Genomic DNA, 13,534 nt, shown 5'->3' with positions numbered 1-13,534 from the left:
TCGAGGGCGGGCCGGAGCCGCCGTCCCCTGTGCGGCGGCTCCGGTCCCGCTGGTCGTCAGGCCCTGGCCGTGCCGTTCAGGGCGGTGAGCGGAGTGTCGGCAAGACCCAGCTCCCCGGCGCGGTCGAGGAGTTGCCGCACCTGACCGGCATCGGCGCCGCCGGACTTCATCAGCTTCATGAGCAATGCGGAGACGGTGAGGTTCTGCACGTCGGCCGTGGTGAGCGAGCCCAGGACGCGGCTCAGGTCGGCGGTGAAGTCGGCGCTGCCGTCGAGCCAGGGCCCGGCAAGGGTCCGGGCGGTCTCGGAGTGCTGGACAAAGCCGTCGAGGCCCTTGCCGAGGGCGATCGAGGACATCAGCCGGTCGAAGAAGACCGACTCGCCGCCCACGATGTCGATGTCGGCGTTCTCCAGACCTGTGGCGAGCACGGTGGCCTGCGCCTCGGCGATCTGCCGCTGGACGTCGAGCCCCGCGAGCCGGATGTCCTTCTCCGCCTCCAGGCGCAGCCGGTACTCCTCGTGCGTACGGGACGCCTCGTCGAGCGCGGCCATCGCCGCAGCCTTCTCGGTGAGGCCGGCCGCCTCCGCCTTCAGCTTCTCCTCGATGGCCGTGGCCTCGGCCAGCGCCTTCGCCCTGGCACCCTCGGCCTCGGCGCGCAGCCGGGCCTCGGTCGCCCCGGCCTCCGCCCGGCCCGCCTTCTCCACGACCTCGGCCTCCTTGTCACGGACCTGGACGGCTGCGAGCCCCTCGGCGGCGGCCTCGGCCCGGATACCCTCGGCGAGCCGCTGCTTGGCCTTCGCCTCCAGGTCGGCGGACTTCAACTGCGCTTCGGCGAGCGTCAGTTGCTCGGCAGCCCGGTGGGTGGCGGCCTGTTCGGCGGCTTCGGCGGCCTTGATGTCCTTGACCAGCCTCTCCTGCGCCTCGGCCTCGGCCGCGATGACCACGGCCTGCCGCTGCCGCTCGGCCTCCTCCACGGCCCGCAGCCTCTTGATGGACTCCTCCTGCTCGGCGACCGTACGGTCCACGGCGACCCGCTCGCGGACGACCTCGGCGATCTGCCGCTTCTCCGTCTCGACCTCCTTGTCGGCGGCGATCCGCGTCAACTGGGTCTCCCGTTCCCGGGCGATCACTTCGAGGAGCCGGTCCTTCTCGATGCGCTCGCTCTCGACAGCGATGACCCGCTCACGGTTCTTCGCGGCGACGGCGATCTCACGGGCCTGGTTCTCGCGCTGGACACCGAGCTGCTCCTCGGTACGCAGGAAGGCACCCTGCGCCCGCAGCCGCTCCTCCTCCACCACGCGCGCGGTCTCGGCCTCCTCCCTGGCCCGGGACGTCTCGATCTCCCGCCGCTGCTTGATCTCCGCGTCGGCCTGCCGGCGCTCCAGTTCCAGGATGGCCTCGCGGGCGTCGACGTTCTGCCGCGTGATCTCCTTCTGCTCCGTGCGCTGCGCCTCGTTGGTGCGCACGTGCTCGACCACGGTCAGTTCCGTGATCTTCCGGATGCCCTGGGCGTCGAGGACGTTGGCCGGATCGAGCTGGGTGAGCGGCGTCTGCTCCAGGTAGTCGATCGCCGCGTCCTCCAGGTGGTAACCGTTGAGGTCGACACCGATGACCTCGATGATCCGGTACCGCAGTTCCTCCCGCTTGGTGTACAGGTCGGTGAAGTCCAGTTGCTTGCCGACGGTCTTGAGCGCCTCGGAGAACTTCGCGTGGAACAGCTCCTGGAGCGTGTCCCGGTCGCTGGCCCGCGCCGTACCCACGGCCTGGGCGACCTTGACGACGTCCTCGACGGTCTTGTTGACCTTGACGAAGAACGAGATGCGGATGTCGGCACGGATGTTGTCCCGGCAGATGAGCCCTTCCTTGCCGGCCCGCGTGATCTCGATGGTCTTCACCGAGATGTCCATCACCTCGGCCTTGTGCAGTACGGGCAGCACGACCTGACCGGTGAAGGTGACATCGACTTTTCGCATCTTCGAGACGATCAATGCCTTGCCCTGCTCCACCTTGCGGAAGAGCCGCGACACGACGAGCAGCACGACGGCGACGAAGAGCAGGCAGCAGGCGGCGAGCACGCCGATGGCGTTCATGGCATACGTCCTCAGGGCATCAGGGAAACCGGGAGGGGAAGTCAGCGGTGCCACGGCGTGGGCGGTCCGGTGCCGGGCACCTGCCGGTGTCCGGCACCGGAACCATCCGTAGTGCTCCCCTGACGCCATGTTGCCTGGCCCGCGCCCACCGACGCATTGCCGATCTCCGGCAGTCTTCATTAAGGTCTGCGTGCCGGTGAACCGCTAAGAATCCGTCACCGGGACGTCAAGAGGCGGGGGACAGCATGGCGGACCGGGGAGTTCCCGAGCAGTATCTGGACGGGTATGCCCGCATCCTGGCCGACGTGGCGGCCACCGGGCGGCGACTGACCCGGCAGGAGCTCGAATCCCGGCGCGTGCACGGCGAACAGGCCGCCGACGCCGGGCACGGACTGCGTGCCCTGGTCGGCGCCCATCTCGCCGCGGCCCGCGCACTCTGGCCGGACACACCCGGCGCCGCCGACAGCACACTGGCCGCCGTGCAGCAGATCATCGACGCCTTCGCCGAGGGATACGAGCGGGCCCAGCGGCACGCCGTACGCCAAGAGGAAGCCGCACGCCGGGAGTTCATCGACGACCTGCTCTACGGCCGTAGCGACCTGGGCAGACTCGCCGAGCGCGCCGAACGCTTCGGGCTGCGTCTGTCCCACGCGCACGCCGTCGCCGTGGCACAGGGCCCCGCCGCCTACGACGAGGGCGGAGCCGTTCCCCGGCGGGTGGAGCAAGCCCTGATGACCCGCTTCGGCAACCGTGACGTCCTGCTGACCACCAAGGACGGCCGTCTGCTGTGCATCGCTCCCGGTCACGAGGACGAGGTGCTGCCCTACTTCGCCAAGCAGGCGTACGCCGCCACCGAGGGCGGCCGGGTCGCCATCGGACGGCCGCAGCCCGGCCCGGGAGGCGTGGTCCAGTCGTACGAAGAGGCCCTCAACGCCCTGGAGATGGCGGAGCGCCTCGGGCTCGACGAACCCGTCCTGCGCGCCGCCGACCTGCTCGTCTACCCGGTCCTCACCCGCGACCGCCAGGCCATGACCGACCTGGTCCTCGGCACCCTCGGACCGCTCACGGCCGCGCGCGGGGGTGCCCGGCCGCTCCTGGAAACCCTCACCGTGTACTTCGAATCCGGCTGCGTCGCCGCGGAGGCCGCCCGCCGTCTCTCGCTGAGCGTGCGGGCCATGACGTACCGTCTGGAGCGCATCCACCACCTCACCGGCGCCGACCCCTCGGACCCGACCCATCGCTACATGCTGCAGACGGCCGTCATCGGGGCGCGGCTGCTGGACTGGCCGGCCACGGCTCTGTGACGCGGTCCCGCTTCAGGTCGGCGACTTCAGTTGTCGGCGACGACGACGGCGTAGGTGCCGACACCCAGGAGGCGGTCGCCGGAGATGTCCTGACCGGGGGTGATGATGCGCCGGATGTGACCGGTGGCTTCGTCGAACTCGAGGTCGTCCACGGATCCGAGGTCCTGTCCGGTCTCCGTCAGGACGCGCTTGCCGATGGGGTCGTGGTGTTTGTCCGCCAGGATCTTGGCGTCGTCCTCGGTCTGGATGTCGTCGGCGGAGCGGACTGTGACGGCGTCGGACCCGAACGCCTGGAGGCGGTCCCAGGCCACGAGGGTGCCCCGGGCTCTGGTCTTCACCCGCAGCGCGGCGATCCGTGCGGGTGAGGGTGCGATGGCGCATCCGGAGACGGTGGCGAGGGTCTCGGCGGCGACCAGAGAGACGACACCACGGCCCTTGGCCTCACTGAACAGCGGCATCGTCATCTCTCCTGTCCGAGGCGCGCGCGCAGACCATGGGCCGCTTCCGGGAACCCGGTCAGGTCGGCCGCGGTGAACTCGCTGGTCGCGTCGGGAACGAGGACCATCTCGCCGGAGACGGCCACGGGCTCGACCACGGGCAGCAGGGCCCGCTGATGACCGCGATCCGCGGTTTCGATCTCGTAACCGGCCACGGTCGGCGTCCGGCCCGTCTCGAGGATGACATCGACGATCTTGCCGAGGTGGGTACCGCCGTCGGTCATGATCCGGGTGCCGAGGACGTTGCCGCCGCCCGCGGCCGTGAGGCCCTTGGTCGTGCGGTCGTCGTCGGCCAGCGCGCTCTCGTCCCGGATCATCACCGCGTCCGGGCCCAGCGCGTGCACCTCGCTCCAGGGCAGATCCCGCTTCAGGGGGCCGGAGAGCAGCCCTCGGCCGCTGAGAGTGAAGCACTGCACGCTGCCATGGGCGGCGTCGAAGACGATGTCCTTGACTTGGGCGATGTCCTCGCCGCCGAGAGTCACCACAGGCAGCTTGGCGATCTCACGCGCCCGCACATAGCCGGTCATGGCCTGTTCCCGCGGCGCTCGCGCGGAGTACGCCCGCCGGCGATGACCCCGCCCCCGCGTCGGCGCGCCTGCACCAGGAGCGCCGACACGGCACACAGCGTCACAACCACCACGGCGATGACGACCCAGATCCACCAGTCCATGTGCGCCGACCTCCCTGGGGCTTCTCCGCCCTCACCTCAGTATCCGTGGAATCCGCCGTCACCGACAGCGCTGCGCGCGCCCCGTGCGACGCTTTCAGGAGCGGCGGGCCATCGGCGGTCAGTGGCGCGCGTGATCCGGCCCCGTGTCGGGGGCTCCGCCCATCATGCTCAGCATGTCCCTGCCGCCTGTGCGCAGGAACCGGACGACCAGAGCCGCCGCCAGCAGGAGGAAGGCGATGTTGAGCCAGGTGGTGTAGTTCCAGCTCACCCCGCTGTCCGGGACGGTGGCGTGGGCGGAGTCGGGGACGAGACCGAGGCCGCCGAAGGTGAATTCGACGACGTATCCGGCCAGGACCATGGCGGTGTAGAAGGTACCGAGTACGAAGAGGGCCATCCGCGTGCCGTAGTACTTCCGGTAGATGTTCAGGATCGGAAGGATCAGCAGGTCGGCGAAGAGGAACGCCACGACACCGCCGAAGCTGATGCCGCCCTTCCACAGCACGACGGCGAGCGGCACGTTACCCACCGAGCACACGAACGAGGCCATCGCCACCAGCGGGCCGATCAGCGGACCCCACAGCTTCGACGCGAGCGGGTGGCCGTCGAAGAAGAACGTGCGCCAGAAGGAGTCGGGCACCCAGGCGGCGATTGCGCCGGCGATCAGCAGACCGACGACGAGATCACGCAGGATCGCCGCCCACTCCATGACGAAGACGTGAGAGACCGACGTGAAGCCGTCGCGGGAGAACAGCCTGCGCGTGAAGGAGCCCTCGCGCTGGACGGACATGTCCATCGCGGCGTGGCCTTCCATCGAGCCTGCCACACCGCGCTCGGCCTGCTCGCGAGCCCCGCGCAGCAACTGGTCGCGCAGGAAGAGGCGGAACAGCACCGCCAACGCGACGATCATGACGGCGCCGCCGGTGAACTCGGCCGCCGTGAACTGCCAGCCCATGAGCAGGGCCAGGATCACGCCGAGTTCCACGACGAGGTTGGTGGAGGCGATCTCGAACGCCATCGCGGCGGTGAAGTCCGCGCCCTTGCGAAACAGCGAGCGGGCCAGGGCGACGGCGGCGTAGGAGCAGGACGAGGAGGCGATGCCCAGTCCGGTCGCGGTGACCAGGGTGCGTGGCCGGTCGTCGCCGAGCAGGGAGACGACGGTGGACTTGCGGACCACGGCCTGGACCACGGCGGAGAGGGTGAAGCCCAGGATCAGCGCCCAGGCGATCTCCCACGCCATGGACCCGGTGATCGACAGGGCGTGCCAGATCGCATCCATACGTCTCCTCCTGCCCCGGCCGGGCCCGGTGCACCGTTCGGATCGGCTACCTCCAAGGGATAGCCGACGCGGGCTCCACGGATACGGCCCGCAACTCCTCGTACCCCTCAGATCGCCCAGCCGAGTGGATGCGGATCCGGCGTGTCCGCGGTGGGTGCGGGCGGCTCACCCCCTGCCTCGTTGAAGGCGTTGAGGGCTTCGACGAGTGCCAGGCGCTCGGTCGGACGCAGGCGTTCCACGATGGCGGCGATCTCGGAGCGGCGCCGGGCGGTGACGTACTCGACGGTGCGCCGTCCCTCCTCGGTCAGCCGGAGCAGCGTCTCACGTCGGCTGTCCGGGTTCGCGTTCCGCTCGGCGAGCCCCGCGGCGATCAGTCGGTCGACCATGCGCATGGCGGTGGAGGGCGCGACCTGGAGGAGTTCGGCGACGGTCACCAGCTTGGTGGCCCCCCGGGTCGCCAGCACGACCAGCATGCGGAACTGCGGAAGGGTCACCCGCTCCTCCATCCCGGCCAGCGAGCGGGCGGAGACCGCCACCAGCAGCCGGGAGGCGGTCAGTACTGCCCGCGTGACCGCGTCTACGTCGTCCATGGCCCCTGGGACGGGGGAATCTCGCTCCGGCATGAGTCCTTTCTACCGCGCCGTGTCACAGGCCCACTCACGCGGTCGGCCCCGAGCCTCGGCCCGCGGGCGCGTGATAGCGAAGCAGTAGCATCGCGGCATCGTCGTGAAGGGGCCCCGCGGCATGCCGCACCACGTCCTCGCGCAGGGTCTCCAGCGCCCGGTCCGCGTCGGGCTCCTTGAGCAGGTAGGCGCGGTCCCCGAGAGGATAGAAGGTTCCGTCCACGTCCCTGGCCTCCGTGACGCCGTCGGTGTAGAGGAGGATCTGGTCACCGGGCGCGAAGGCCACCCGGTGGGGTACCGGCCCGTCGGCGCCGTGCAGACCGAGGCCGAGCGGGAGAGCGTAGCCGGGAGGTCTCGGGAACTCGACGGAGCCGTCGTCGCGGACGAGCAGGGGACTCGGGTGACCGTAATTGAGAAGGACCGCTTCGTGCTCCGAGCCGATTTCGACGAGCACGGCGGTGACGAACCTCTCCCCCTCCAACTCTCGTGCCACACTGCGCTCCAGACGCTCGCCCAGCCTGAGCAGGTCGGGTTCGTCGTGTGCCGCTTCCCTGAACGCGCCGAGCACCACGGCGGCGGCCTCCACGGCGGCCAGCCCTTTGCCCTGCACGTCCCCCACGATCACCCGAATGCCGTGCGGCGAGGCGACGACCTCGTAGAGATCCCCGCCGATGCGGGCCTCGGCCACGGCCGAGGTGTACGACACCGCCGCCCGCAGCGGTCCGGCCGTTCGGGGAACCGGCCGCAACAGCACTCGCTGGGCCACCTCTGCGATCGACCGCACACTGGCCAGCTCCGCCTCCCGGCGCGAACGCATCACGGCCGCCGCGATGCCCACGGCGGTCACTCCGGCCACCGACGCCATCGCGGTGAAGCCGCGCCGCTCCTCGAACAGGCCGTCGTACAGACCGAGCCCCACGCACAGTGCGAGCGCCACCGCACCGAACAGCGCCGTACGCCGCCATCCACCGATCAGCCCGGAGAACGCGGGCCCGAGCGAGATGAGCGGCAGAAAGCCCACCCCTGGCCCCGCCACGACGTCGGCCCCAGCCACCACGGCCATCGCCGCCACCGGCATCCAGGACAGCGTCGCGGATCCGGAAGCCGGTCGCCACACGCCCATGCACCCTCCCGTCATGTCGCATATGGGAGAGCCGCCCGATCGTTACGGCGCAGTCACCCCCAGACCTTTAGACTATGCAAACATGACCGAGAGGAGACTTTCCCGGCAGGCCCTTTACCGAAGAGAGGCCGAAGGGTGACCGGCCACACGGAAGACGAAGATGCCCCGTAGACAGACCGTTCCGCTCCCGGCTCGACCAGCGGCCGGATGGCGACGCCTCGCCGGACGCCTGCCGATCCTCGTCTACCAGGTGGGGATGGGGCGGCTTCTCGGTAGACGCCTGCTGCTGCACCACACCGGCCGTGTGAGCGGACTCGACCGCCGGGCCGTGCTCAACGTGCTGGAGGGCGAGCCCGGAGCCGGCATGTGGGTGGTCGCTTCCCGATCCGGCACCAGGGGGGACTGGTACCGAAATCTGCACGCACGGCCGAAAATCGTCGTCCAGGTGGGCAGCCGCCACTACGCCGTCACCGCGCATTTCCTCACTCCCGACGAGGGTGCCGACGTCATGGGAGGTTATGCCTGGCGACACCCTCGCTCCGCGCGCCGCCTGTGTTCGCTCCTGAACATCCCGTGCGACGGTACCGAGAGTGGATTCCGGGAGGCGGGCACAGCCATCGCCTTCGTCCGGCTGGACACCGATGGCGGCCATCGGCCGCGGTGACGAGCATGGCGGGCCGTTCGCCCGAACGGCCTTGCGCGAGGTCAGCCGCAGAGTCCGGTGACCGGGCAGATGAAGTCCTTCGTGCCCCCTTCAGGCCCGCACCGGTGGTCCGATCCTGGCGTATGTTTGCATAATGCAAAGGTAAGGAAGGGGAATCGATGAGTGCCGTACCGGCAGCGACCGGCGGGAAGCAGACCCAGAGCGCGGTGTCAGGCGGCTTCACGGCCGTACCCAGGTTCGCGGGACTGCGCAATGCCTCCTGGGGTGTGATGGCGGCGGCCGTGCTGGTCGGTGCGGGAGCGGGCGCGGGCTCCGTCGCCTTCCGCTGGTGCATCAACGTCTTCACCAGGCTGCTGTCCGGACACGCCGACTACGCGGGCGCTCCGGGGGCGGGAAATCCGCACGTCCCCTGGCTGGGGCCGTATTTCGTGCTCCTGGCACCCGTGGTCGGCGGCCTGCTGTACGGCCCGCTGGTGAACCGGTTCGCCAGGGAAGCCCGCGGGCATGGCGTGCCCGAGGTGATGCTGGCGGTGGCCCAGCGCGGCGGACAGATCAGTCCCAAAGTCGCGGTCGTCAAGACGCTCGCTTCCGCGCTGACCATCGGCTCCGGCGGTTCGGTGGGCCGCGAGGGCCCGATCGTGCAGATCGGCGCGGCGTTGGGTTCCACGCTCGGCCGTGTGACGAAGGCGGCCGAGGGCCACATGAAGCTGCTCGTCGCCTGTGGCGCGGCGGGCGGCATCGCCGCGACCTTCAACGCGCCCCTGGCCGGAGTGTTCTTCGCCATGGAACTGATCCTCGGCACCTTCTCGGCGGAGGCGTTCGGCGCGACCGTGCTGGCCAGCGTCACCGCGAGCGTCATCGGACGGGCCGCGTTCGGAGACGTCGCCTTCCTGGCGCTCCCCCCGTTCCACGTCGACCACCTCGACCAATACGCCCTGTTCGCTCTGCTCGGTCTCGTTGCTGCCGTAACAGGGGTGGGCTTCTCCAGGGCGCTCTACCTGATCGAGGACGCCTGCGACTGGCTCTGGCGCGGCCCGGAATGGCTTCGCCCCGCCGTCGGCGGACTGGCGCTCGGTCTGGTGCTGCTCGCGCTGCCGCAGATGTACGGGGTGGGTTATCCCGTCCTGGAGAACGCGACCGAGGGCCGCTACGCGCTCGGCTTCCTGCTGCTGCTCCTGGTCGGCAAGGTGGTGGCCACCAGTCTCACCATCGGCATCGGCGGGTCGGGCGGTGTCTTCGCTCCCAGTCTGTTCATCGGCGCCATGCTGGGCTCGGCGTACGGCATCGGCGTGCATCACATGCTGCCGGGCACGGCCGGTGCGGTGGGCGCGTACGCCCTGGTCGGCATGGGTGCCACGTTCGCCGGTGCGGCGCGGGCGCCGATCACCGCGGTGGTCATCCTCTTCGAACTCACGGGCGAGTACTCCATCATCCTGCCTCTGATGCTGGCCGTCGTGATGGCGACCGCCACCAGCCGCCTGCTGACCCGCGACACCATCTACACCCTCAAGCTGCGCCGTCGCGGCATCGACCTCGAGGGCGCGGCCCCCGGAGCCCGGATCGGCGCCCAGCACGTGGGCGCCGTCATGGAACCGCTTCCTTCCTCGCTGCCCGCAGCCACCGCACTCACGGACGCGGCAGTCCTGCTGAGCCTCTCCGGCCACGGAGCGCTTCCGGTCGTCGGTGACACCGGGGAGTACGTCGGTGTCGTCACCGCGCAGGCGGTGGCCGAAGCCCTCGCCGATCAGCCGGATTCGGCGCCGTCAACCGTCGGACCGCTCGCCGAGCCGCCCGAGCCCCTCACCGCCGACCAGCCTCTCACCCAAGCCCTGCACACCCTGCTCTCGGCCGCCGGTACGGGAGTACCCGTGCTCGACGCGGAGGGGGGCAGTCCGGTCGGCTGGCTCAGCCATCAGAGCGCTCTGCGCGCGGTGGGCTCCGGCGGGACTTCGTGACAAGCCGCTCACTCGCGGAGCGGAGCGGCCGCAGCCCGCGCCGATGACTCCAGCCGGGCGCCCAGCGCGCCGGCGAACTCCTCGGCGCGGGCGAGTTGGACACGGAGCTTCTCGACCTGCTCCCCGGCGGACTGTTCGTAGACGCGGAGACGGTCGAGCAGGGCCTGGTGCTCGTCGGCTTCGAGTGCGTCACCGCTGTCGAGGCGGGCGGTGATGTCCAGGAGGTCGCGCATCTGATCCAGGGTGAATCCGAGCGGCTTCATGCGGCGGATCAGCATGAGACGGGCCACGTCGTGGTCGGTGTAGAGGCGGAAGCCGCCCTGGGACCGGGCGGAGGGGATGACGAGCCCGGTCTCCTCGTAGTGGCGGATGGTGCGCAAGGAGAGTTCGGTGCGCGCGGCGACCTCGCCGATCTGCATGTGCTTCTCGTGCACGGCGGTGACCGTGACCCTTCCAGTCGTGGCGGGTCGTCTCCCGTACGACCCATCCAATGTCTACTCTAACGTTAGGGTAGAGTTGAAGTTGGCGAAGAGGCTGGCTCAGCCGCCCCGCCATGGCCGTTGCGGGCCACGTCAAGCGCCCCGTCGGACATCCGACATTCCGCAGGAGAGAACCGTGCGAGAGTCTGTGCCGCCGATCGCCGTCGCCTGCCCGCCGTGACATTGCGCCCACAGGGGTGACCTCTGGGCGCATCCGCCTCGTTCACCTGCGCTCTTCTCCTTCGACTCCGGCCCGTCCGGGCCGTTCGCGGGCGCCGCTCCGGCTCTCGCACATCGCTCCCGCACGCTCCGTCCGCCCGTCGGCGCGTGCCCGAGATCGACAGGTACCTATCTCTTGTCCTCTTCCGCAGTGACTACTGCCTCATGGCTGCGCGACCTGCGCCCCGACTGGCTGAGCGATCCGAAGGTCTGGCGCATCGAGGTTCTGGCCGGCCTGGTCGTCGCCCTGGCCCTGATCCCGGAGGCGATCTCCTTCTCGATCATCGCGGGGGTCGATCCGGCGATCGGTCTGTTCGCCTCGTTCACCATGGCCGTCACGATCTCCGTCGTCGGCGGCCGCCCGGCCATGATCTCCGCCGCCACCGGTGCGGTCGCCCTCGTGATCGCGCCGGTCAACCGCGAGCACGGATTCGGCTACCTGGTCGCGACCGTGATCCTGGCCGGCGTCTTCCAGGTGATTCTGGGCGCGGTGGGAGTGGCCCGGCTGATGCGGTTCGTGCCGCGCAGTGTGATGGTCGGCTTCGTCAACGCCCTGGCGATCCTCATCTTCATGGCGCAGGTGCCGGAGATGACGGACGTACCGTGGCCGGTCTATCCACTGATCGTCGGTGGACTGGCACTGCTGGTCTTCTTCCCGAAGGTCACGAAGGTGGTGCCCGCGCCGCTGGTGTCGATCGTCGTCCTCACGGTCATCACGATCGCCGCCGGGATCGCGGTACCGACCGTGGGCGACAAGGGCGAATTGCCGGCCTCGCTGCCGGTACCGGGTGTGCCGGACGTGCCGTTCACTCTGGCCACCCTGAAGATCATCGCCCCCTACGCGCTCGCCATGGCGCTGGTCGGCCTGATGGAGTCGCTCATGACGGCCAAGCTGGTCGACGACATCACCGACACCCGTTCCTCGAAGACCCGCGAGTCCATCGGCCAGGGCATCGCCAACATCGTCACCGGGTTCTTCGGCGGCATGGGCGGCTGCGCGATGATCGGCCAGACCATGATCAACGTGAAGGTCTCCGGGGCCCGTACCCGTCTCTCCACGTTCCTGGCGGGCGCGTTCCTGATGGTGCTGTGCATCGTCTTCGGTCCGGTCGTCTCCGACATTCCCATGGCCGCCCTCGTCGCCGTCATGGTCATGGTCTCCTTCGGCACCTTCGACTGGCACTCCATCGCCCCGAAGACGCTCAGGCGGATGCCCGTCGGCGAGATCACCGTCATGGTCATCACCGTGATCGTCGTGGTCGCCACGTCCAATCTCGCCATCGGCGTGGTCGTCGGCACCCTCACCGCGATGGTCATCTTCGCCAGGCGCGTGGCCCACCTCGCCAACGTCACCGCCGTCACCAGCCCCGATGGCGAGACCGTGGTGTACTCCGTGACCGGCGAACTGTTCTTCGCCTCCTCCAACGACCTCGTCGGCCAGTTCGACTACGCCAGTGACCCCGGCAACGTCGTGATCGACCTGTCGGCGGCGCACATCTGGGACGCCTCCTCCGTCGCGGCCCTGGACGCCGTCGAGACCAGGTACGGGCAGCGCGGAAAGACCGTGGAGATCATCGGCCTGAACGTCCCCAGCGCCGACCTACACGGCAGGCTCAGCGGGGAACTTCCCGGCCACTGAGCCGAAGGTTCCCGGCCTACCCGGGTACCTGTGACCGCGCTTTGAGGAGGCCGCACTTGAGTCGGCGGGAACTGGTTTCCCCAGCCTCGAGTGCGGCGCGCCGCGGCGGGTGACAAGCACACGGTTGCGGCCAGGTCATCCACGTGGGCGCTGCGCGCACCGTCTCGCGCCGCAGAGCCCGTTCAGCAGGTGGATCGAGCCGGTTCCCGGGCCGACGGCACGAACGCCAACTCTGCCGGAGCGCTCGGCGTACCCCGACGGCTTCGAAAGCTCCACGTGCCGCCGCCCGCGCGAACCTGGGCTAGTTTTCGACCTCCCAGTGGTCCAGCCGATACAAAATCTGGGCCGCCTCAAAACCGCCGGCACGTCCGCTGCCGCAGCGGCCGGACATCAGAGGATCATGAACGAGGGGCAGTCGGTGAGAAGCAGTCTGCGCAGCGACCGGCGGACGCGCGACAGAAATCGGCGATGCGGCGATACAGGCATGGGTACGACTCCCTCGACAACGGTAAGGTACGTGAAGTTGCGTACCTCAAGGAAGGTACGCATGGATGCGTACCTTGTCGAGGGGGAAGTGGGAATGGCAGGCGAGTTGGCGCACCCTCGCACTGAGGAACTGGAAGTGGGCCCCGTCCTCCTCGCCCTGGCCGACGCGAACCGGCGCCGAGTCGTGGCTGAACTCGCCGAACGGCCGGAGGAGGAGCGGCTCTGTGCCTCCTTCGATCTGCCGGTGAGCAAGTCCAGCCGAACCCGCCACTGGCGAGTGCTGCGCGAAGCGGGGCTGGTCCACCAGCGCGACGCCGGAAACGGCCTGTACATGCGCCTGCGCAAGGAAGACCTGGACCGCAGATTCCCTGGCCTGCTCGAAGCCGTTGTGAACGCGGACCGCTGAGCCGCGCCCTCGGGGACATCTCTTTCACCGGCCGGGCGTCGGCCTTTTGTTGACGTTTCCTTGACGGCTCACTGATGGCATGTCGGCGGCTTACTGACGTAAC

General features: G+C 69.5%; 12 protein-coding genes. 5 read left to right on the top strand and 7 right to left on the bottom strand.

What is annotated here, in order from left to right:
- Window positions 1-56: 56 nt before the first annotated feature.
- Entirely contained in the window at window positions 57-2,090 is a 2,034-nt protein-coding gene (locus HEK131_RS22285; RefSeq protein WP_244336778.1) for a flotillin family protein, read from the bottom strand.
- Between the two features lie 245 nt (window positions 2,091-2,335).
- Here HEK131_RS22285 and HEK131_RS22280 point away from each other — a divergent pair, with 245 nt between their 5' ends.
- On the top strand, window positions 2,336-3,394 hold the full coding sequence (locus HEK131_RS22280) for a PucR family transcriptional regulator (RefSeq protein WP_244336777.1): 1,059 nt from the start codon (window positions 2,336-2,338) through the stop codon (window positions 3,392-3,394).
- A 26-nt stretch (window positions 3,395-3,420) separates the two neighbouring features.
- Here the strand turns inward: HEK131_RS22280 and HEK131_RS22275 are convergent, their stop codons facing one another.
- From HEK131_RS22275 to HEK131_RS22255, 5 genes are all read right to left on the bottom strand, one after another.
- Window positions 3,421-3,852, bottom strand: a complete 432-nt coding sequence (locus tag HEK131_RS22275; RefSeq protein ID WP_244336776.1) for a PRC-barrel domain-containing protein — start codon at window positions 3,850-3,852, stop codon at window positions 3,421-3,423.
- Between the two features lie 2 nt (window positions 3,853-3,854).
- The gene (locus HEK131_RS22270) at window positions 3,855-4,418 is read right to left on the bottom strand and encodes a PRC-barrel domain-containing protein (RefSeq protein WP_244336775.1); all 564 of its coding nucleotides are present in this window, start codon (window positions 4,416-4,418) and stop codon (window positions 3,855-3,857) included.
- Window positions 4,419-4,679: 261 nt separating this feature from the next.
- Window positions 4,680-5,837, bottom strand: a complete 1,158-nt coding sequence (locus tag HEK131_RS22265; protein WP_244336774.1) for a permease — start codon at window positions 5,835-5,837, stop codon at window positions 4,680-4,682.
- 107 nt (window positions 5,838-5,944) lie between these two features.
- Window positions 5,945-6,460, bottom strand: coding sequence for a MarR family winged helix-turn-helix transcriptional regulator (locus HEK131_RS22260; RefSeq protein WP_244336773.1), 516 nt, complete (start codon window positions 6,458-6,460; stop codon window positions 5,945-5,947).
- 34 nt (window positions 6,461-6,494) lie between these two features.
- A complete protein-coding gene (locus HEK131_RS22255) occupies window positions 6,495-7,583 on the bottom strand; it encodes a PP2C family protein-serine/threonine phosphatase (protein WP_244336772.1) in 1,089 nt (362 codons plus the stop codon).
- Between the two features lie 160 nt (window positions 7,584-7,743).
- On the opposite strand from HEK131_RS22255, the gene HEK131_RS22250 reads away from it, so the two are divergent.
- Both HEK131_RS22250 and HEK131_RS22245 read left to right on the top strand, forming a co-directional pair.
- Window positions 7,744-8,247: a nitroreductase family deazaflavin-dependent oxidoreductase gene (locus tag HEK131_RS22250; RefSeq protein WP_244336771.1), complete on the top strand. Its 504-nt coding sequence runs from the start codon at window positions 7,744-7,746 to the stop codon at window positions 8,245-8,247.
- Between the two features lie 269 nt (window positions 8,248-8,516).
- Complete coding sequence (locus HEK131_RS22245; protein ID WP_244452117.1) at window positions 8,517-10,202, top strand: chloride channel protein; 1,686 nt, start codon at window positions 8,517-8,519, stop codon at window positions 10,200-10,202.
- 8 nt (window positions 10,203-10,210) lie between these two features.
- Here the strand turns inward: HEK131_RS22245 and HEK131_RS22240 are convergent, their stop codons facing one another.
- Window positions 10,211-10,621, bottom strand: coding sequence for a MerR family transcriptional regulator (locus tag HEK131_RS22240; RefSeq protein ID WP_244452116.1), 411 nt, complete (start codon window positions 10,619-10,621; stop codon window positions 10,211-10,213).
- Between the two features lie 415 nt (window positions 10,622-11,036).
- Here HEK131_RS22240 and HEK131_RS22235 point away from each other — a divergent pair, with 415 nt between their 5' ends.
- Together HEK131_RS22235 and HEK131_RS22230 are read left to right on the top strand one after the other, a co-directional pair.
- The gene (locus HEK131_RS22235) at window positions 11,037-12,539 is read left to right on the top strand and encodes a SulP family inorganic anion transporter (protein WP_244336770.1); all 1,503 of its coding nucleotides are present in this window, start codon (window positions 11,037-11,039) and stop codon (window positions 12,537-12,539) included.
- Window positions 12,540-13,086: 547 nt separating this feature from the next.
- Window positions 13,087-13,431, top strand: a complete 345-nt coding sequence (locus HEK131_RS22230) for an ArsR/SmtB family transcription factor (RefSeq protein WP_432215664.1) — start codon at window positions 13,087-13,089, stop codon at window positions 13,429-13,431.
- The last annotated feature ends 103 nt before the right edge of the window (window positions 13,432-13,534 follow it).

Origin of the sequence: Streptomyces seoulensis (genome assembly GCF_022846655.1) — a bacterium.
Taxonomy (GTDB): Bacteria; Actinomycetota; Actinomycetes; order Streptomycetales; family Streptomycetaceae; genus Streptomyces.
The sequence above is the reverse complement of the archived record's forward strand: the minus strand, read 5'-3'. Positions and strand labels throughout refer to the sequence as shown.

Bases quoted from the DNA above. Each gene is read 5' to 3' on its own strand.
- HEK131_RS22285 (WP_244336778.1), bottom strand. From the start codon at position 2,090: ATGAACGCCATCGGCGTGCTCGCCGCCTGCTGCCTGCTCTTCGTCGCC.
- HEK131_RS22280 (WP_244336777.1), top strand. From the start codon at position 2,336: ATGGCGGACCGGGGAGTTCCCGAGCAGTATCTGGACGGGTATGCCCGC.
- HEK131_RS22275 (WP_244336776.1), bottom strand. From the start codon at position 3,852: ATGCCGCTGTTCAGTGAGGCCAAGGGCCGTGGTGTCGTCTCTCTGGTC.
- HEK131_RS22270 (WP_244336775.1), bottom strand. From the start codon at position 4,418: ATGACCGGCTATGTGCGGGCGCGTGAGATCGCCAAGCTGCCTGTGGTG.
- HEK131_RS22265 (WP_244336774.1), bottom strand. From the start codon at position 5,837: ATGGATGCGATCTGGCACGCCCTGTCGATCACCGGGTCCATGGCGTGG.
- HEK131_RS22260 (WP_244336773.1), bottom strand. From the start codon at position 6,460: ATGCCGGAGCGAGATTCCCCCGTCCCAGGGGCCATGGACGACGTAGAC.
- HEK131_RS22255 (WP_244336772.1), bottom strand. From the start codon at position 7,583: ATGGGCGTGTGGCGACCGGCTTCCGGATCCGCGACGCTGTCCTGGATG.
- HEK131_RS22250 (WP_244336771.1), top strand. From the start codon at position 7,744: ATGCCCCGTAGACAGACCGTTCCGCTCCCGGCTCGACCAGCGGCCGGA.
- HEK131_RS22245 (WP_244452117.1), top strand. From the start codon at position 8,517: ATGGCGGCGGCCGTGCTGGTCGGTGCGGGAGCGGGCGCGGGCTCCGTC.
- HEK131_RS22240 (WP_244452116.1), bottom strand. From the start codon at position 10,621: ATGCAGATCGGCGAGGTCGCCGCGCGCACCGAACTCTCCTTGCGCACC.
- HEK131_RS22230 (WP_432215664.1), top strand. From the start codon at position 13,087: ATGGATGCGTACCTTGTCGAGGGGGAAGTGGGAATGGCAGGCGAGTTG.